The organism is Paenibacillus plantarum, assembly GCF_013141695.1.
GTDB classification, from domain to species: Bacteria; Bacillota; Bacilli; order Paenibacillales; family NBRC-103111; genus Paenibacillus_E; species Paenibacillus_E plantarum.
In genome coordinates, this window is sequence record NZ_WHNY01000066.1 from 102,451 (window position 1) to 123,424 (window position 20,974).

Here is a 20,974-nt window from a genome sequence, read left to right on the forward strand (position 1 = left end):
CAATTCGAACTAAAGACAGTCCATAGTCGCAAATTGTAAACGCTTTTACAATGGGGTTATGAAAGTGTTAGTTACCTAGTCGATATGAAAAGAGGGGTAGAAATGAAAAAATGGATTCCCACGACGATGGCTGTCGTATTAATGGCCAGTGTGATGGCTGCTTGTTCTTCTTCCAAGACTGAGGATAAACCGGCATCAAGTGCAGGTGCGACTACAACTGCTAGTACAAAGCCAGCAGAGAAAACGAAGTTCTCGATCTCCTTGCGTACACTTGCTTTCGGACATGTTGAGAAATCGCCTGATATTAATCAAGACAAATGGGTGAAAAAGCTCGAAGAACTAACAAACTCCGATATGAATATCGTGCTCGTTCCACACAAAGAATATGAACAAAAAATGATCCAAATGTTTGCAACTAATGATATCCCGGACGTCGTTCAAGGCAGCGGTGGTGTGAACGGGAAGGAAATGGCGGGATCTGTAAAAGCCGGTGTATTCCAACCGCTAGATGAGCTGCTGAAGAAGTATGGTCAGAATTTGCTGAAAAAAGTTCCGAAAGACGCTTGGGATAACGTAACGTACAACGGTAAAATCTATGCGATTCCGGAGTACTTGTCCAACCCATCCCGTCGTTCGATCTTTATCCGTAAAGATTTGTTAGACAAAACAGGTTTAGGCGTGCCGAAAACGGTTGATGAGTACATGGCTGTTCTGCGTAAGTTCAAAGAAATGGGTGTCGAGAACCCATACATGGGCCGTGAAAACTTCAAATATGCCGATTCCTTCTTCGGTGCTTACGATGTGTATCCGTACCTGTCGATGTTCGAGAAGTCTGGCGATCAAATCCTGCCGAAATTCTTTGATACAGAGAACATGATGAAAGCCCTGCAAACGTACAAAACGATGTTTGACGAAGGCTTGATCAACAAAGAATTCGCAACTATCAATGCGACTGTGTTCAAAAACACGATTCTTGCAGGTAAAGCAGGTATGTGGTCCATGAACGCCAATGAAATGCTGCAATGGGAAACACAACTGAAAGCAACAGTGCCAACGGGCGATATCGAAATTATCAGTTCTCCAACTGGACCCGACGGTAAAGGTGGTCACTACTTGTATGGACCAGCGCCGCGTGCTTACTTCATCAACAAGAACGTGAAAAATGCCGAGCAAATCATCAAGTTCTTCGACTGGATGATGTCCGATGAAGCTGAGAAATTCTTTACATTCGGTATCCAAGGCGACACGTATACAGAAGCTAATGGTAAAATCGACTACAAAGCACCAACTGATCCAGCTGCAGTCGATGAAGAGCGTTACCGTCAATCTTTCTTGTGGCTTGTCCAAGATACAACTTATAATAAGGGTACACTTAGCTTGACAGAAGATGGCAAGAAATTGATGAACGTGTATGACACGACGTTGAAGAATGAAGGACGCGATGGTATCAACTTCGAGCCTCGTCTAGAATCTTTGATGAAAAACCCTGATATTTCACCGCTTTCCGACCAAGCGCCTCCAGTTATTCTTTCCCACATGGTGAAAATGGTTTATGGTAAAGAACCAATTTCCGACTGGCCGAAAGTTTTGGAAGAGTGGAAGTCCAAAGGTGGAAACGAAGTTATCAAGGAAGCAACAGAGAAATTTAATAGTAAAGATTCCGGTACGACTGTGTCGATGCCGCGTAAATAAGCTCAGTTCCTGAGCATGCCGCCTCCTCACGTGCCCAACGGTACGTGGGGAGCGTGCATTTCATCCCATTTTGAAAGGAGAGTTTCTCATGTACCGCATACTCATTGTCGATGACGAACCGATGATACGCAGAGGATTACAGAAGCTTGTGGAACAATCGGGGCTGCCCATTGAAAGCTTGCGAACGGCTGAGAATGGTGTTGTCGCAATGCAGCGGATTCAAGAGGAACGTCCTGATTTTCTATTTACAGATATACGCATGCCGAAGATGGATGGTCTGGAGCTATGTGCACAAATTGCCGAGATGGATGCTGACATTCAAGTGGTCGTGATCTCCGGTTATGGGGATTTCGAGTACGCGCAGAAATGTGTGTCTTACGGGGTCAAAGAATATTTGTTGAAGCCAGTCAACATTAAGGGATTTCAGCAGGTGCTAGAGAAGCTCATTCTGAACAAAAGCAAGGTGAGCTCTGAGTCTTTCGTCGCCGTCACGAAGCTGGAGAGTTGGGCTACCCGTTTGGAGCAAGCGGTATGGATGCTGCAGCAAGAGGAACTTGACCGAGATCTCGAGGAGATCAAGGCGGAGCTAGGTACTTATAAATTAAAGCTCAATCGCATGAGTGATATTGTGCAGGAGATTTACACGCTTGTACATGGGCGGCTTATCGTTCGGGATGTGTATATGATTCAGGAAGAGCCCCAGATTTCTGCTTCGCTCAGCGAGGAAGATGTGTGGCTGTGGTTTACGGCCTCTGTGAGAGGGTTGTTGCAAGAGCTCAAGAATAAGCGCAAAGGCAAGCAGAAGGACCCAGTCGAAGAGGCGAAACAGTATATGGAGAAGCATTTGGCGGAGGAAGTTTCCTTAGAAGAGGTAGCTGAATTCATTGGATTGAATCCCTCCTACTTTAGCCAATTGTTTAAGCAAAATACGCAAGAAACCTTCGTTCAGTATCGGACACGCCGCCGTATGGAGAAGGCGAAGAAGCTGCTGCAACAGCCGCATTGGCGCATTACCGATATTTCCGGTGAGGTCGGGTATGCGGATCATCCGCATTTTACCAAAACATTCAAAAAGTATGAAGGCTGTCTACCCTCGGAATACCGTCAGCGTATGGGGATCCGATAATGAAGAGAAAGTCGCTTTCGCGTCAAATTTATGCGTATTTTCTCATCGTTATCGTCCTATCGTTGGTGTCCGTTGGGGCTGTGTCCTATGTGCAATCTTCACGGGCGCTGGATGATCAAGTTAAGCAATATATGGAGCAGATGATCGATAGTGCGAACTATCAAACGGATAGCTATTTACAGGCGTATGAGCTACTCAGCAATGCCTTTTCGTCGAATTCGGATGTGCGAGCATTCATGGAAATCAAGCCAGATGATGGTTATGAATACTATGTGTATTCGGAGAAAATCAAGGAATTCGCCCGAATTTCGGTCACTTCCGTCATTACCCTGTATAAACAGCTAAACATGAGCTACGTCGTGGGTCAGCACGGTCGATCCGTTATTTACGAGAATCAGAACCTGCTGAATTTCGATCCCGTGCTTGTACGTGAAAAGTTCGACTACTTGATGAAATCAACGCCTGGTGATGGCAAAATTGCGCTGCTCAATATGAGTATCCGTCCTGTTGATGAAGGGTCCGTTGTAACGATGGCTCGCAAAGTGAGGGGTCCATCCTATGGGGATGCCAACCGCGGAGTTGTCGCCATTGAAATCAAGCTAGATGAACTTGCGAAGACGTGGGACCGTGTTAGCTTGGGGAAAGAAGGTTTTTTCTTCATTGTGGATGACACGGGCAACTACATTTATCCACGTACGATGAGTGAACGCAAATCGCAGGATGAGTTAGCTTCGCAAGTGCTGACAAGTGGAAATCAAACATTTTTGTCCAAATATAATGGCGAAGAACGTATGTTTGTGTCGAGGAAATCAGGATATTCCGATTGGAACCTTGTTGCCTCTATGCCAGTGCAGGAGCTGCGCCGACCTGCCAACACGATTCGAACCACGACGATCATTGTAGGTCTGGTTACATTGGCTGCTGCACTTGTGCTTGCTTCTCGCTTTGGTCGCTCCATTATTAGGCCGATTCGGGATCTCAAAGACAGCATGCGGGAGACGGAGAAAGGGAACTGGCAGTATATCGAGGACGCGGGGAGAACGGATGAGATGGGTGGACTCATTCACAGCTACAATCTGATGGTAACGCGTCTATCGGATATGATCGAGCGTGTGTATGAGGCCGAGCTGGAGCAGCAGAAAAACGCACTCGAGCTTGGCGAGACCAAGCTGGAACGTCAGAGGGCCGAATTTCAGTCCCTGCAGCTGCAAATTAATCCGCACTTCTTATACAACACACTGGAAACGATCAACTGTTACGCCATTGTTCAGGATTCAGGAGAAATTACGGAAATGGTTGAGGCTATGGCTTTCATGCTTCGCTACTCCGTTCAGACCAATCTAGAGGAAATCACGGTTGCGAATGAGTTGAATCATGTGCGGAACTATATGATTATTTTGCAGCATCGGACGGAGCGGGAATTCGAGATTGATGTAGCGATCCCGCCAAGCCTGCTGCTAGAAAAGATGGTCCGCTTGACGTTGCAGCCGTTGATTGAAAATATTTTCCAACATGCTTTTCCAGAAGGTGTGGAAGAGCGGCATACCATTCGTATTGATGCTCGCAAAGAGGGCGGCTTGTTCCAAGTTTTCATCGAGGACAATGGCACGGGCATGATGCCGGAAAGACTTGCTGAGTTACGTAGGAAACTAGAGGAGAATCGTCTGGCGGAGCCGGAAGAAGCAAGCACCGGGATGAAACGGGGTGGCGGCATCGGTCTGATGAACGTCCATCGACGGATTCAAATGGTGTTCGGGGAAGCCTACGGGCTGTCCGTTGACAGCGAGTGGGGACGCGGCACCTGCATCACGATGACGATGCCGGAGACGGCGCGGCCTCGGCTGCGTGCGTGAGTGAAGCGGCGCCAGGGAGCAAAACGAACCCTCCGTCTGTGCCACACGGACTGCCCCTTCGCGCCCGTATCCCGCCGCCTAATCTCGGCTAACGGACATAGATGACGTTAATCGGCCTTTTAGCGGGATTCACATGTTCTAACGGACAACGTGGCCGTTATTCCCTTGTTTGAGGCACAATTTTGCTTCCAACACAGTTAATAGCGTCGCTGGAGTCCGTTACACGAGGAAATTGTCTGTTTTATTAGAAATAGCGTCGCTCATGTCCATTAAAATTACAGGTAGTTACGCTGCACAAGCAGCGATTCAAATAAAAATATAGATTTACATCCATGGGAGGATACCACAATGAACATCAACTTAACGGGGAAAATAGCACTTGTAACAGGATCAAATGCAGGGATTGGACGCGCGATTGCGTTAGCATTGGCTAGCAACGGTGCGAAAGTAGGCGTGAATTGCTTGAACAATGTGGCACAAGGACAAGAAGTTGTGGCTGAAATTCAAGCTTTAGGTGGGGAAGCCGTTCTTGTACAAGCGGATGTAACAAACGTGGAACAAATCGATAGACTTGTGAGTGAAGTTGAGCAATCCTTGGGTGGAACGATCGATATTCTTGTCAATAACGCAGGCCACCTTGTACAGCGCGTGCCGAATGTCGATATGTCCGAAGAGATGTACGATCGCATCATGGATGTAAACTTAAAAAGCACGGTTTTCGTATCCAAACGCGTCCTTGCAGGTATGAAAGAAAAAGGCTACGGCCGAATCATCAATATGACTTCTGTAGCTGCACATAATGGTGGCGGACCAGGTGGAAGTGTGTATGCGGCAAGTAAAGCAGCAGTGCTTACTTTCTCTAAAGGTTTGGCGAAAGAAGTTGCCGCAAGTGGCATCACCGTGAACAACGTTTCACCGGGTTTCATCGGCAATACGATGTTCCACGCGACATTCACAACGGATGCTGCGCGCCAAGCAACGATTAATGGCATTCCGCTGCAACGTGAAGGAACGCCAGATGATGTAGCTGGCGCAGTTCTTTACCTGGCTTCCAATTTAGCTGCTTATGTAACAGGTGAAACGATTGAAATCAACGGCGGGATGATGATGCGATGAGTACCGCGATCCCTTTGGCCGCTAAAGTAGAAACATTGACGTGGGCGGGTCAAACCGCCCGCAAACTCCAAGAAGAAATCGACAGGCTGCAGCAAGCAGGCAGCCTGGTCGTTCCTAAAGAACCTGGTGGTTGGTGGCACCAGTATGTTTGTCCACATCATCACACCGAACTGATGTTCGATGAAAGGTTTGTAGATGCTTCCGAATTTCTGTGCCCACACGGGTGTGTGATTACAGGCGATGCCTACCGTGGTGCTTGGCTCGTGTTTAAGCACCAGTCCTTGGCACGAGTGGCGTTGCAATCGGCCGCTGTTTATGCAGCGCTGGGTGACGTTTCCTATGCACAGATTAGCAAACGTTTGCTTGTCGAGTACGCGGAGCAATTCCCCCACTACCCGGTGCATCCGGAAGCACAGAGCTGGATGCTAAAGGGACGTGCATTCCACCAAGCATTGACGGAGGCGATCTGGTCTACAACACTGATACGTGCTTATCTGCTTCTTCGCGATGAGGGTATTACCTTTGATGCGAAGGAACAGGTAGCGATCGACGTGTTCTTAGGTTTGTTGGCGGAGAGTATGGAAGAGTATCGACATATTCTGATCCATGAGCGGAACAATGCGGAGAACAACTACACCGCTTGGTTGAATGCGTCCTTATCTTGTGTGTACGCGGCTCGAGGCGAGCAAGCGTTGCTTGAAGCACTTATTGAAGGCCAAGGCGGCTTCATTCATCATTTATCCATCGGCGTGAAAGCCGATCAATTCGAATTCGAAGGAAGCACGTATTACCACGTATTCGTGCTTCGTGCCTATCTTATCGCTGCCGAAATGGCGCAGCGCTTCGGTATTGATCTCTACGCCACGACTGGCGCAGAGGGGCAGTCCATGCGCGGCATGCTCGAAGCGTTGGCCGACTTGGCCGACGACCAGGGCGCTTTGCCGGCCCTGCATGACGGACCGCTTGAGCGGGGCCCTTATGCCCGCGAAATCGCCGAGATCGCGGAGCAGGGGCTCGCGATCTACGGCATCGCCGGCCTCGCGCCTGTGCTGCGCGAAGCGTACCGGCAGCTAGGCGCTGCCGGGAACGAGCAGCTGGAGGCGCTGCTCTACGGCGGAGGCGCTGACCGCGCCGCAGCTTCAGAGCCGCGCGGCTCGCGGCTCTGGCTGGACGCTGGCTTCGTCATCGGCCGCATCGCGGGGAATCCGCTGTCGTTCCTCGCCGATTTCGGCGAGCACGGCGGTTCCCATGGCCACTACGACAAGCTGCATTTGACGTTGATGCACCAAGATCAAACCCTAACACCTGATCTGGGGATGGTGCCTTACGGCTCGTCCATGCGCAGATCATGGTTCGCAGAGACAGCCAGCCACAACACGGTTTCGCTGGCAGGTCAATCGCAAGCGCCGCATGAAGGGCGCCTGAAGCACTATGAATCGACAGCGAATTCGGTTTGCGCTTGGCTGCAATCGACGGAAGGCTACGAAGGCTGTACGATGAATCGACATCTTTTGCTTACGGAGGATTGGATGTTGGACTGGTTCCAAGTTGAGCTTTCTGGTGATCAAACGCAAGCGATTGAGTGGTGGATGCACCCTGTTGTAGCGGTAGAAGCTTTGCAGCAACCACTTAACCCAGAGGCTAGTTATCCATTGCTTGTCGCTGAGAAAGTAGGGGACGTTACGACGCTCAAGGAGCAGCAACTGCCGATTACTAGTGGATTTGTACCCTCTGAAGGGGTTGCCGGTAATGGCGTGGCTGAACTGCAAGCTTCTTACAACCTCACGAACTCAGACGCTGTCATCTATCACTCCGCACTCGTTCAACCTGGTGATGAGATTGTGGCTGTTCAGACACCTGGCGATGCCGTGGATCCTAGTCGCTCATTAACAGCAATGTTGCACCGCCGTAATGACCGTAGAGCAGATTTCATTCATGTCTATCGCGCAGGTAGTGCAGTTCAGCTTTCACAAATAGCGGATGATGAAATCAGCATAACTCTTAATATTCCGAATGATGCTGTCCGTGTTAAAATGACAGATAAAGGATTACAAATTTTGTGATTTGTCATTCGGGCTTTTGTTCGAAAGATATGCTCGGCGCGCTGAAAGGTAAAAATTCAGAAACGCAAAAACGTTTTACAACCTCACACCGTAATATCATAAGCCTTACAGAACCAAGCCTGGAGGGGAACTATCCATGTCACTATCGCCACTTTACGAACCGAAGAGCGGTGTGTTAACCGTACAATACGAGCCGAATGAGAAGACGGTATTGCTGGAAAATCCACCTCGCTTCACGTGGATTCCCGCACAGTTGGAGCACGATCGTTATGTGCTGCAGATCGCACAATCAGAGGCTTTCGAACCTGCCGAAACGCAGACTGTTCAACCGATTCCATATAATTTATACACACCTGATGCTGCACTCAACGCAGGCACATACTACTGGCGCTATGCATTGCTCGAAGAAAATGGCGAACAAACGGCATGGAGCTGCATTCGCCGCTTCGAAGTACCAGCAGATTTGCCTGAAACTCCGCTGCCAAGTAGAGCTAAGCGGTATGCAGAGGTCTCGACCCAGCATCCACGATTATGGCTGCAAGCTTCCGAAGTAGAAGCCTTCCGCACCGCTTTAGCGACGGATCCAAGCTATTGCGAATGGGATGTTTTCTATGAGAAGTCTGTCAAACCATGGATCGAACGAGATCTGATTGCGGAGCCGCTTCATTACCCAGGAAATAAGCGAGTAGCCAAATTGTGGCGGCAAATGTATATGGATACACAAGAAGCCTTGTATGCGGTGCGTCATTTGGCAGTAGCAGGCCAGTTGCTCAACGATGCTACGCTATTAGATCGTGCCAAAACCTGGCTGCTTCACATCAGTACTTGGGACGTTAAAGGGACGACGAGTCGTGACTATAACGATGAGGCTTCCTTTCGAATGGCAGGCGCTATCGCCTGGGGCTATGACTGGCTCTATGATCAGCTATCCGAGGATGAACGAAAGCATATTCGTCACGTTCTGCTCGAACGTACACGCCAAATCGCGCAACATGTTATCGAGCATTCCAAAATTCATCATGTCCCGTTCGACAGTCACGCCGTACGTTCTTTATCCAGTGTGCTTGTGCCTTGCTGCATTGTGCTTTTGCAGGAAGAGCCGGAGGTTCAAGAATGGTTAGACTATACCCTGGAATATTATGCATGTCTCTACTCGCCGTGGGGCGGACCCGATGGGGGCTGGGCCGAAGGCGCCATGTATTGGACGACGGGAATGGCTTTTGTTACGGAAGCGATGAATCTGCTGAAGAAATATACAGGCATTAACTTTTACAAGCGACCATTTTTCGCAAAAACAGGTGATTTCCCGCTGTATGCGTTCAGTCCAGACACCTTGCGTGCTAGTTTCGGCGATCAATCGACATTGGGGGATCCCGTCAGCTTGAAAACGGGCTTCAACATTCGCCAATTTGCAGGTGTGACAGGAAACGGTTTGTATCAATGGTATTACGAACGTGTTCGTGAGACGGATACAGATTCAGAGATGAAGTTTTACAACTATGGTTGGTGGGACTTCCGATTTGATGAAATGGTTTATCGTCACGACTATCCGCAGGTTGAAGCGATCGCACCTACCGATGCGAATATTCAGTCGGTCAAATGGTTCCGTGACATTGATTGGGTCGCCTTCCATTCGAATATGGCTGATCCGGAGCGTCACATCATGCTTCTCACGAAGAGCAGTAAATATGGATCTGTGAGTCATAGTCATGGCGATCAAAATGGCTTCTTGCTGCATGCCTACGGCGAGCCGCTGGCCATTGAGAGCGGCTACTACGTGGCGTTCAGCTCCACGATGCATATGAATTGGCGCAGACAAACGCGCTCAACGAACAATATTTTGATCGACGGTCTTGGTCAATACGCCGAAAAAAACAAAGTGCTGAATATGGCGGCTAATGGTTTCGTCGAAATTGCCGAGCAGCGTAAAGGCTACGGTTATTCTCGTGCTAACGCAACCGCGGCCTACCAAGAATATGTACCCTACCTAGAGCGGTATGTACGTGAACTGTATTTCTTCGGCACTTACGTTGTCGTCGTCGATCATATCGATCTTGGGCAACCGGGATCTGTAGACTGGCTGTTCCAGACGCTGTATGAGATGAAGTTGAACGGACAAACGTTCAAAGTCCAAGGACGCAAGGCCGATATGGATGGCCGTTTCGTCTACTGTTCCTCTGGGGAACTCCAATTGTCCCAGCATCAGAGCTTCAGCGACATCGATCAATCGGAGATCGAAGGTTTGCCGCCGCACTATCATTTGAAGGCAACGACGACATCCTCCCGTAGCCACCGTATCGCAACATTGCTTGTACCGATCAAACATGGCGAGCCGAAATACGTCTCTTATTTCATGGATGACCAAGGTTTCGACGTTCATATTTACTTCACGGAAGATGGCATCACGCACCGAGTAGAAGTTCCAAAGGCTTACTAAAATATCTCGCGAATCAGCGACCTGTCTATCAGCGCAAGCTATAGGAGGTCGTTTTTTCTTTGTCTTTATCCCCTGATTTTCAGCGCTAAAATGCAATCTTTCTCATAAAAAAATACCCTAGGGGGAAAGTTAAGGCGCAGAGATAAATCTATAGAAATCAAACATCATACCTAAAGTTCACACATTGTAAGGGGTACCAATTTCACGGCATAATAAGGACATAAAGACATTCACTCAAAACGAACGAGGGGGATTTACATTGGTGAAAAAGTATAAAGCACTACAAGTGATTGGGGCAAGCGTGCTAGCCATCAGTTTAACAGCATGTGGTTCAAACGGAGATAGCAAAAGCACGGCTTCGCCGGCTGCAGGCGCATCAACAGCTCCGGCTGCTACAGCGAAAGCTGAAAACATTACGATCACTTTCCAAAATATATATCCAGATCCGACAGATCCGAAAAACGGCATGTTGAAAAAAATCGTTGCTGACTACCAAGCGAAAAACCCTAACATCAAAATCGAGCTGGATTCCCTGAACACGGATCAACAAAAACTTAAATTGAAAACTCAAGCAGCTTCCAAAGAAGTGCCTGATATCACAATCGTTAACCCAGCTGCACAAATGCAACCTTTCGTAGATGCGGGCCTATTCGCACCATTGAATGACATGGTTGAGCAAAACGGACTTAAAGATACGTTCCAAAGTGGAATTCTTGACTTCTACAGCTTCAACAAGAACATTTACGCGTTGCCGGATGGTAACAACATCGGTGTTATTTACTACAACAAAGACTTGTTCAAACAAGCTGGTATTGCTGATGTTCCAAAAACCTTCGAAGAAATGGTTGAGGACGTAAAAATCTTGAAATCCAAAGGCATTCAGCCAATGGCGATCGGTGAAAAAGATTCCTGGACGGGTTCCTTCTTGTTCATGAACGTATTGCTTCGCACCAACGGCGGCCCTGGATTCTTGCAAGCTGTTGTTGATGGTAAGAAAACATTCGCTGATCCAGCATTCACGGATGCAGTTAGCTCTTTCGAAGACTTGATCCAAGCTGGCGCGTTCCAAGAAGGCGCAACTTCATTTGATTACAACGCAGGCGAGAACTTGTTCAAAACAGGTAAAGCGGCTATGTACTACATGGGTAGCTGGGCAACTGGCGGTATCGAAACTTCTTCCGTTAACGGTAAAGTTGGCGTGTTCCAATTCCCTACAGTTAAAGGGAAAGGTAACCCTGATGAGTTCATGTTGGCTCCAGGATCCGCATTCGCTATCTCTGCAAACAGCAAGCATTTGAAAGAAACCAAAGATTTCTTGAACTTCTTCATGTTGAACTACCCGAAAGAAGCGTTCAAAGTTAAAGGCGCTGTTGGTGTAGGTCAAAAAGTTGACGGCGACTTCAAAGCTGCTGGATACTCCGATATGGCAATGGACGTTCTTGGCTTGTTCAAGAAAGTTAAAGGCGGCGACCTAGCGTTTGATAACACGATGAACCCAGGAACTGCACAAGGTCACTTAACAAGTATTCAAAACCTTTTCGTACAAAAAGTTGATCCTGCAACTGTAGCGAAAGAGCACCAAACAGCTTACGACACAAACAAAAAGAAATAAATAAATAAAGTGATGTAGTAGCCCAATAGGGAATTTACCTGGAGCGCCTCTGAGGTGCTAAGGTAAGTTCCCCATGGGTATATCTAACCCCATGAAGGAGGCGAGCCAAGTGAATGTGTTAAGAGTCTCCAAGTGGACGATTGCCATGTTTGTACTGCCCTGTTTGATCATTTATGTTGGTCTTGTGTTTGTACCTATTCTCGTGTCCATGTACAGTGGATTGCTGGAATGGAATGGGATTGGCACATCGAAGTTCATTGGTTTAGAGAACTTCCGTACGATGCTTTTCCATGATCCTGTATTCTGGCCATCTGTCAAACGCACATTAATGTTTGCTGTGTTTTCCATGTGTGAAATCCCGATTGCATTGGGTGTAGCCATTTTACTAAATCGTTTTATCAAAAAACCGAATTTCCTTGTTTCTGCTTACTTTTTACCGGTAATTTTATCAGTCGTTATCATTGGACAATTGTGGAAAACCATTTACAATCCAGCATCAATGGGCGGTATGCTCAATCAAGTCCTAGATTTACTAAACTTACATAGCTGGACGAGATCATGGTTAACAGATCCGAAAATTGCTATGTACTCCCTATATTTTGTAGCCCTATGGCAGTACTTGGGTTATCACACATTAATCCAGTTTACTGGTATTCAGAACATTCCAGCTGATATCTATGAAGCTGCGCGTCTGGATGGAGCAGAAGGCCTGAAAGCCGACTGGTATATCACTTTCCCTATGAATATTCCGATTTTCAAAATATCGATCGTCCTTGCTTTCATCGGTTCCTTACAAGCGTTTGACATGATTATGGTCATGACAGGCGGGGGACCTGCACATGCGACAGATGTCATCTCCACCTTGATGTACAACAATTCCTTCCTATCCCTGAAGTATGGTTACGGAAGCGCGATTGCAGCCTTCTTGGTAGTGGTATGTCTCGTGGCAACCGTCATTATTAACTCGATATTCAACAAACTAGAGAAAAAATATACGTAGGAAGGGGAGTGTCACCATGTTAAACGCCAGGGATGTAGCTTCGGCTAAACCTGCCATCATCCGGAGACGCAAAAGCTTCTCTATCCTAAAGGTTCTTGTTGTCATATTTCTATCCCTACTTGTGGTCACACAGGTATATCCATTGCTTTGGCTGTTCATTTATTCCCTCAAAACGAATGAGGAAATCCTGTCTGGACGGTTCTTCTCACTGCCGCATGTGCTCCAATGGAGCAACTTCACGAATGCGATCAAGTCGGGGCATTACTTCCAGTACTTGAAGAACAGCCTCTTCGTTACCTTAATTACAATGGTATGTGTCCTCTTCTTGAGTTCCTTAACGGCTTTTGCCATTACACGGTTCAAATGGAAGTACGGGCAGCTCGTCATGGTCATCTTCCTGATCGGGATGATGGTTCCCATGCAGGCAACCTTGTTGCCGCTGATGATTATTTTCAAAAACATGCACATCCTGAATACGCATCTTTCGATCATTCTGCCCTATATCGCGTTTCAAACGCCAGTTGCGGTCTTTATCCTCAGCGGTTTTATGAAATCCATTCCGGCAGAGATTGAAGAGTCGGCTGTCGTGGATGGCGCGGGGATTTTCAAAATTTTCACGGGGATCATTCTTCCGATTTCGGTTCCTCCGATGATGACGGTGTGTATCCTTACCTTCATTAACATCTGGAACGAGTACATCTTAGCAGCGACGTTTATCTCGTCCGAGCGGCTTAAGACGCTTCCTTTCGGAGTGAACAGCTTCGTCAGTCAATATTCCGTTAACTATGGCGCGATCGGGGCATTCCTTGTACTAGGTGCGTTGCCAGTAATTATCGTGTACTTCTTATTAGCGGATAAAATTACAAAAGGTATGGTAGCGGGAGCGGTGAAGGGTTAACTTCACCCCTCGCTTTTTTCTATTTCTGATGGGAATATGGTAAAATAGCACATACCGTCTTAGGAGAGGGGATCGCGATCAGGTGAAACGGGGCCTTAATTCCATTCATAATCGGCTATTTATGCTATTCATCTCCTCGATGCTTGTGCTCGTGTTGATTGTCAGTTTTTTGTACTATCAGAAAACGACGCAAATCATACATAACAAGATTAATGATTTAGCTCAGAAAAATATTTCACAAACCGTAGGCTTATTTGATTTGCTCCTGCAAGGCTATGACAGTATTACGAAATCTTTGAATAGTAACAATGAGATGATTCGCTTAATTGAAGAACGGGATAGCAGTCCCGATGTGACGACGAGTATTTTTAATGAGCGAACCATTACAAATATATTAGGCGCCATTTATTATTCACGGGATGATATTGTCGGGATTCATGTCGTTACGAATGCTGGCAAAAACTATAATTACGAACGCGGCTTTGATAGCGTAATCGATGCGAATTATTCCTCTGCGGATTGGTATAAGAAGCTGCAGGACTCCACAGGGGAGATGGTTTGGCTAGGGCTCGTACAAGGCTCTGTTATCAATCAGTTCCAGCGTGATCCGATGTTTGTCTTTGGCAGAAAGCTGTTCGATCTGACCGACCACCGCGTCATCGGCGTCATGCTGATTGAAACGAATCCGCAGCCGATTCTAGCTGCTCTGTCCAACGTGACGATCAGTCCAAACAGCCGCGTATACATCGTAGATCAGGATAATCGCTTAATCGCAACGACGGCGGAAGATAAGAAGAACTCTCCCTCTTTTAGTGGACTACCGCGTCCTTATAAGAATGAAATCATCGTCGATGATCAGACGGATCAATTGATTGTAGCTGCCAATGCGAAAATGTCGAATTGGACCGTGTTCGGCTTAACCCCTAAGGGTGATATCAATGCTGAAATTGTTAAAACGCGGGAATACTTATATGTCGTGATTATCGTCCTCATTATTCTTTCTACCACTTTGGCAAGTTTGATCTCGCAGAACATTGCTTCCCCTCTGAAACTGCTTATCCGTGAGATGAAACAGGTGGAGATGGGGAATTTTAAGGGTTCGGTCACAGTTAGGTCGTTCGAGGAGATCAATTCCCTTGTATCGTCCTTTAATCGCATGGTGAACCGGATTGATGAGTTAATTGAACGGATTACACTGTCTTCGATGAGTGAGAAAAATGCAGAGTTGCACGCCCTCCAGTCTCAGGTAAATCCGCATTTCCTCTACAACACACTAGATATGATTTATTGGATGCTGGATGAACGGGAGAACGATCGGCTGGGGAAAGTCATCCTAGCGTTGTCTCACATGTTCCGGTACAGCAGTGATTGGCAGGAAGCTTCGAAAACGACGCTGCAGCAAGAGCTAGATCAGATGCGTCATTATATGACGATTATTGAGAATCGGCTGGAGGGCAGAGTCCGAACCGAGATACAGATAGATACCGAGTGGCTGGATGTGACCTTACCGAAGATGACCCTGCAGCCCATAATCGAGAATGCCGTTAAATATGGTCTTGAACCGATGCGGGAGCCCGGTGTGCTACGGGTGTTCACGCAGGTGCAAGAGCAGGAGCTTCATATTATCATTTCCGATAATGGTGTGGGGATTGAGCAAGATCTTCTGCGTCAGATGCAGGAAAAGCTCGAGGAGGATGCTCGCATGATTGGCGATCGATTCTCGTACAAAGATGATACGGACAACAAATCCCAACTCGTACAAGACGGCAAAACGCGACGGGGTATCGGACTTACCAATGTCCATCGGCGTATTGCATTAATGTTCGGAGACGCGTATGGGCTTCGAATCGAAAGCAAACAAGAGGTAGGAACCACGGTGATCATCGCGATGCCGCTACCTCGCAAGGGGGTATAACAACCATGGATATTCTAATTGTGGATGACGAGACGATTATTCGAGAAGGCATTCAACGTACGCTGCAGAATCGCTTTCCTGAGCACACCATACATTTGGCCTCTAACGCGGAGCAAGCCATCACGATACTGCGGAGTCAATCCATACACATCGTGTTAACAGACATTCTCATGCCAGGGATGACCGGCTTAGAGCTCATGAATATGTCACGAAGCCGTCATCCCCATGTCAAATGGGTCGTAATCTCGGCGTACTCGGAATTCTCCTATGCCCAAGAGGCTGTGCGTCTAGGGGCGAAAGATTATTTGCTGAAGCCGATAGGCAAAGAGGTATTGAGCGAAATGATCAGGAAACTGAGCGAGGAAATTGCTCATGATACGGAACTGATTGAGGAAGCCGAGCTGCTCAAGACGAATCGTAAATATTTGCAAGAAGCGGTCTTTCAACGCTGGGTGCAGGGTCTAGATACGGGGCGTATTGATATGGGCCCTTTCGTGGAGCAGCATCCCAATTTCCACTTAATTATGGTTAAAATGGAGACCGATAAAGCGGTGTTCCTCGAGAATTTCATTATCGAGAACGTCCTGCAAGAGCTGATTGACCGTTACGGTAAGGGTTTTGTAACCGTGCATGATAGCAAGAGCCTGCTAGGGCTTGTCACGCCTCCAGAAGGCACGAGTATCGCCCAGCTCGTGGAGGAGCTGCGCAGTCACCTTATTAAATATTTGAAGGTACCTTTCCAAATCATGAGTACTGAACGAATCGAGCAGTTCCAGTCGGTGCCTGCGGAGGTTCAACGCATGCGGCAAGCCTCAACGACACAGGTCTATGAGCATCATGCCAGCGGCAGTGACCGTTCTGTTGAGGTTGCGCTCCAATATATGCGCACGCACTATCAAGAGGATCTTTCGCTGGAGAAAGTGGCATCGATTGTGTATTTGAATCCTGTTTATTTTAGTCAGCTGTTTAAGCAGAAGACAGGTCAGGGATTCAAAGAATTCGTCATTAACCTGCGATTAGAGCAGGCCAAACAGCTGCTGTTGAATCCCAAGATGAAGCTGGCGGACGTTGCTGAGCGCATCGGCTATCAAGATATGAGACATTTCTCTCAAGTGTTTAAGAAGAAATATGGAGCTACACCATCGGAGTTCCGGCAGGAGCATACGGGCGATAAAGCGGATTCATTTTTGTCAAGAGATTGACGCTCAGGGAACTCTCAGACAATTTTCAGAATAGTGGCTGCAGCGAGGTGTGGCGCGACTTTCCTCCTTTTCTGTTAAATATTAGGGTATTTGGTATGTGCTATGGTAGTAGCAGGTCCAATAAACTAATGTTTTTATGCTAAAGGAGGAAATCAATCATGACTTTTATGAAGAAGAACCGCCTTACTCATTCTGTTGTAGGTTTAAGTCTGTCCATGTTAGTCGCAGGAACGGCGTTGCTAAGCCCGCAAGCGGCCTCTGCTGCCACGACAACGACGAATGGGGCTGTAGCTGCCGTTTCAGCTACAGCGACGAGCACGTCCCGTGTAGACAGTATCCTGCGCACTGCGAAGTCGTACATCGGAAAGGTTACTTACAGATTTGGTACGAGAAACACGAGCCGTCTTATTTTGGATTGTTCGGCCTATACGCAGCTCGTTTTTAGTAAGAATGGGATTACGCTTCCTTGGGGATCCAAAGCGCAAGCGAAATTAGGAACCCTGGTCTCGAAGAAGACAAGCCTCAGCAAGGGCGACTTAGTGATGTTTAGTACATCGACGCCTGGCGTTATTAATCATGTGGGTATTTATATCGGTAACGGGCAGTTCATTAGCAATACGGCCAGTTCTGGCGTTGTTGTACGTGAAATGAACTCTGGTTATTGGAAAGACCGTTTTATTATGGGACGCCATTTTAAATAAACATCAGAGATATTGACCACAACTCCCTTCGGGTGGTGTATAGTAGAAAACTATAACCATGTTAAGGGAGATCAGATACTATGACATTAAAGCTAGCCTTTGAAGCTGTTAAGAAATTCCATGAAACGTTCGAGCACCCAGTGGGCGCATCACCACAGCGCCTATCTGCTCAGCGTAAAGCTGCGCGTCTGGCATGGATGCAAGAAGAGCTTAATGAATTTGAAGAAGCAGCTACGTTAGAAGATGAAGTAGATGCGATGATTGATGAGTTGTATTTTGTGCTAGGGACACTTGTTGAAATGGGTGTAGAGCCTGGACCGATTTTTGATATTGTTCAGCACGCGAATATGTCCAAGGTTTGGCCCGATGGGAAGGTTCATAAGAATGAAATGGGCAAAACCATCAAACCGCCGCACTGGGAAGACCCATTCGACAAAATTAGAACTGAAATTCAAAAACAAAAAACTAAGGAAAGTTGAGGTGAGGCGAGCATGGCCTTCCACAATCGGCTCAAAGAGCTGCGACAACAGCAAAATCTCACATTACGCAAGCTGGGCGAGAAAGCGGGGATCAGCTATTCCATCCTAAATTCTATCGAAAATGGTCGAATCATCCCGTCGAAAGATGTCGCATTAGCACTAGCTATAGCACTTAAAATTGACGACAGGGAAGCCTTCGTTGCTTTAGCAATAAATCCCTCTCAGGTATAATTGCAATACCTAATATAGTGTGGTACAGTATTAATAGTCTTAAAGGGAAAACCTGAATTGCGTATTGCAAAGGGTTATCATTTAAGTAAATGAAACCTTTTCCAATGTGTAATTTTTTTGTTCGAAACAAGAAAAAAGACATGTTAATAAAACTTTGGAGGTATTACCCATGGCAGTAGGAACAGTTAAATGGTTTAACGCAGAAAAAGGATTTGGATTTATCGAAGTTGAAGGTGGAAACGATGTATTCGTACATTTCTCCGCAATCACTGGCGAAGGTTTCAAATCTTTGGACGAAGGCCAACGCGTTGAGTTCAACGTAGTTCAAGGCAACCGCGGACCACAAGCTGAGAACGTTGTAAAACTGTAAGCTTCAGCTTGCAAATATAGCATTCTCTAGAAAGGCCCTTAACTTAGTTAAGGGTCTTTCTTTTGCGTGGCAAACGATCGGGGAGAGAGATCGTTTGCCACGCAAAAGAAACTAGAAAGAAAAAGCAAGGCAATTAGGTGAGGGGAAACGGGCGGAGAAAGCAAGAGATGGCAGTAAGAAGCTGCCCTAGTCGCGTCTGAGTCTCAGCAGAGGGCGATCGGCCATGCGCCTCGCTGTTGCTAGGACGAGCTTCTCGGCGTGCGCTACGCGGTCTTGTGGGCCTTTATCCGCTACTGCGTGGAACACGCGCCGAAGCGGCCTTGTCCATCATTGGGGGCTCTGGACCTGCGAAGAGCCGCATGCTCAGCGCAGTAGCCCGTAGGATCCCCACTATTCATTTGTAAGGGAACGAGAATGCGCTATTTGCTGCCAAATAGGCGAATTCGACGTCGAAGGGAACCACGGTGCTCTATTTCGCCGAAAAACGCCATAAATGCCGGAAATCAAGCGAATAGCGCACTCAGGTTCCCCTCGGAGTTAATTTCGGTTGGTTTCTGAGAAATAAGGCATCTACGATCCCTTTCGTCACTAGTTTCGGCTGTTGAAGGATTGCTGCTCCCCTAAAATAAAGAAGAGGTTGTACCTGTAGTAGAAAAGTCTACGTAAGGTACAGCCTCTTCTTGTTTGTGTCGCGCTAATAAACGCTAGCGCAGGTTCGCTCTCTTCAGCAACCGCTGAATCGAGCGGTTCGCCTCGGGCAGGACGATGTCCTTATCAACCGTCCGCAGGATGCGGTTTTCCATGACGATCCGACCATTGATGATGGTCGTTTCGACATCAGCACGCGTCGCCGAGTAGACGATGCGCGAGATCGGATCCACGTCGTAGGACGGATACGTGTGGAAGTTGTTGAGATCGAGGATCGCGAGGTCGGCCTTCTTGCCGACTTCGAGACTGCCGATCTCATCAGCCATGCCAACGGCGCGAGCGCCGCCGATGGTCGCCATGCGGAAGACCGCCTGCGCGTTCATCGCCGTCGGTCCGTGCACGGGCTTCTGGATGAGCGCAGCGAGCCGCATCTCGTTGAACATATCGAGATTGTTGTTGCACGGCGCACCATCTGCCCCTAAGCTGACAGAGATGTCCATCTTCAGCATCTCCGGCGTCTCGGCGATCCCTGAAGCCAGCTTCAGGTTAGAGCCCGGGCAGTGGCTGACATGCACGCCACGCTCGTGGATGATGCGTTTCTCTTGCTCATCGAGCCAAATGCAGTGTGCGAGGATCAAACGCTCATTCGCTAAACCGAGATGATCGAGGTAGACGACGTTGCGCATGCCGGTTTCAGCTTGCACGATCTCGATCTCACCGAGATTTTCAGAAGCGTGCGTGTGGACCTTCACATTGTACTGTTCCGACAAATTGCGAACCTCGCGCAGCAACTCTTCCGTACACGAGATGACGAAACGCGGTGAGAACGCGTACTGGATACGCCCGTCATCGTGTCCGTTCCATTTTTCCAATAAATCAACGCTTTGTTGCAGCGATTCTGTCGTATTTTCCTGCAAAGCGAAAGGAACTTCGTCCCCTTTGTCCATCATCACCTTGCCTGATAATGCTCGAATCCCACTCTCGGCGATAGCCTGAAAAGCAAAATCCGTATGGTGCACCGTCTCCATATCCACGATCGTTGTGGTGCCGCTTTGAATCAGTTCACCAATACCGAGCATCGCCGAATAGTAGATCGATTCCTCATCATGGGAGGCTTCAAGCGGCCAAATCCGCTTTTTCAACCAATCCATAAGCTCGAGATCGTCCCCTTTACCACGGAACAACGTCTGGCATAAGTGGATATGTGTCTGAATAAAGCCTGGAATGATCGTGCGATTCTTGGCGTTAATGATTTTATCAGCATGTGTAGGGTTCAAATCGGGCCCGATCGCGGTAATGCGGTCATTTTCGATCAAAATATCCCCCGTTATAATGTCTCCGCTACGATTCATGGTTACGATCTGTGCATCTTTAATTAAAATCGTTGTCATCGATCAAAACCTCCTACTCCCCTAATATATGAATATATAGGCACAAAAAAACTAGCCATGAAAAATATGCCTGTTGCTCAGTGCACATTTTTCGTAGCTAGAAATTTACGGTTTCTAAGTAGAGACCCTTAATCCAATTATTAAGGATATACGAAAGAGGTTATATGCAATTTGTCGTGCCTTCCTCTTTTAGAGTAAACTGCCAAGGTATGTTTTGTCAACTATGTGTAAGTTAATATG

16 protein-coding genes and 1 riboswitch are annotated in these 20,974 nt (G+C 47.5%); of the genes, 15 read left to right on the forward strand and 1 reads right to left on the reverse strand.

Annotated features, from left to right (window positions below):
* Positions 1-102: 102 nt before the first annotated feature.
* The 15 genes from GC096_RS23235 (at position 103) to GC096_RS23305 (ending at position 18,695) form a co-directional block, all read left to right on the forward strand.
* On the forward strand, positions 103-1,692 hold the full coding sequence (locus GC096_RS23235; RefSeq protein WP_171633571.1) for an extracellular solute-binding protein: 1,590 nt from the start codon (positions 103-105) through the stop codon (positions 1,690-1,692).
* Positions 1,693-1,780: 88 nt separating this feature from the next.
* Complete coding sequence (locus GC096_RS23240; protein ID WP_171633572.1) at positions 1,781-2,818, forward strand: response regulator; 1,038 nt, start codon at positions 1,781-1,783, stop codon at positions 2,816-2,818.
* A complete protein-coding gene (locus GC096_RS23245; RefSeq protein WP_171633574.1) occupies positions 2,818-4,671 on the forward strand; it encodes a cache domain-containing sensor histidine kinase in 1,854 nt (617 codons plus the stop codon). Before GC096_RS23240 ends, GC096_RS23245 begins: the two co-directional genes overlap by 1 nt.
* A 348-nt stretch (positions 4,672-5,019) precedes the next feature.
* Complete coding sequence (locus GC096_RS23250) at positions 5,020-5,787, forward strand: SDR family NAD(P)-dependent oxidoreductase (protein WP_171633576.1); 768 nt, start codon at positions 5,020-5,022, stop codon at positions 5,785-5,787.
* Complete coding sequence (locus GC096_RS23255) at positions 5,784-7,850, forward strand: heparinase II/III domain-containing protein (RefSeq protein WP_171633578.1); 2,067 nt, start codon at positions 5,784-5,786, stop codon at positions 7,848-7,850. The genes GC096_RS23250 and GC096_RS23255 overlap by 4 nt, the downstream gene beginning before the upstream one ends.
* A gap of 136 nt (positions 7,851-7,986) precedes the next feature.
* Positions 7,987-10,287, forward strand: coding sequence for a DUF4962 domain-containing protein (locus GC096_RS23260; protein ID WP_171633579.1), 2,301 nt, complete (start codon positions 7,987-7,989; stop codon positions 10,285-10,287).
* Between the two features lie 259 nt (positions 10,288-10,546).
* Positions 10,547-11,899: an extracellular solute-binding protein gene (locus GC096_RS23265; RefSeq protein WP_216626238.1), complete on the forward strand. Its 1,353-nt coding sequence runs from the start codon at positions 10,547-10,549 to the stop codon at positions 11,897-11,899.
* Positions 11,900-12,008: 109 nt separating this feature from the next.
* Entirely contained in the window at positions 12,009-12,899 is an 891-nt protein-coding gene (locus GC096_RS23270) for a carbohydrate ABC transporter permease (protein ID WP_171633583.1), read from the forward strand.
* A gap of 16 nt (positions 12,900-12,915) precedes the next feature.
* Positions 12,916-13,797 (forward strand): carbohydrate ABC transporter permease, encoded by an 882-nt coding sequence (locus tag GC096_RS23275; RefSeq protein ID WP_171633585.1) that lies wholly within the window; start codon positions 12,916-12,918, stop codon positions 13,795-13,797.
* An 82-nt stretch (positions 13,798-13,879) separates the two neighbouring features.
* On the forward strand, positions 13,880-15,712 hold the full coding sequence (locus GC096_RS23280) for a sensor histidine kinase (protein ID WP_312886328.1): 1,833 nt from the start codon (positions 13,880-13,882) through the stop codon (positions 15,710-15,712).
* A 5-nt stretch (positions 15,713-15,717) separates the two neighbouring features.
* Positions 15,718-16,914 (forward strand): response regulator, encoded by a 1,197-nt coding sequence (locus GC096_RS23285; RefSeq protein ID WP_171633586.1) that lies wholly within the window; start codon positions 15,718-15,720, stop codon positions 16,912-16,914.
* A 158-nt stretch (positions 16,915-17,072) separates the two neighbouring features.
* A complete protein-coding gene (locus tag GC096_RS23290; protein ID WP_171633588.1) occupies positions 17,073-17,615 on the forward strand; it encodes a C40 family peptidase in 543 nt (180 codons plus the stop codon).
* Positions 17,616-17,695: 80 nt separating this feature from the next.
* Positions 17,696-18,094 carry a pyrophosphohydrolase domain-containing protein gene (locus GC096_RS23295; RefSeq protein ID WP_171633589.1) on the forward strand — a complete coding sequence of 133 codons (399 nt, stop codon included), beginning with the start codon at positions 17,696-17,698 and terminating at the stop codon, positions 18,092-18,094.
* A gap of 12 nt (positions 18,095-18,106) precedes the next feature.
* The gene (locus GC096_RS23300) at positions 18,107-18,325 is read left to right on the forward strand and encodes a helix-turn-helix domain-containing protein (protein ID WP_171633591.1); all 219 of its coding nucleotides are present in this window, start codon (positions 18,107-18,109) and stop codon (positions 18,323-18,325) included.
* 169 nt (positions 18,326-18,494) lie between these two features.
* Complete coding sequence (locus GC096_RS23305) at positions 18,495-18,695, forward strand: cold-shock protein (RefSeq protein WP_028555213.1); 201 nt, start codon at positions 18,495-18,497, stop codon at positions 18,693-18,695.
* Positions 18,696-19,399: 704 nt separating this feature from the next.
* Here GC096_RS23305 and GC096_RS23310 read toward each other — a convergent pair.
* Entirely contained in the window at positions 19,400-20,734 is a 1,335-nt protein-coding gene (locus tag GC096_RS23310; protein ID WP_171633592.1) for a 5'-deoxyadenosine deaminase, read from the reverse strand.
* A 74-nt stretch (positions 20,735-20,808) separates the two neighbouring features.
* Positions 20,809-20,908: riboswitch (purine riboswitch) on the reverse strand.
* Positions 20,909-20,974 lie beyond the last annotated feature (66 nt).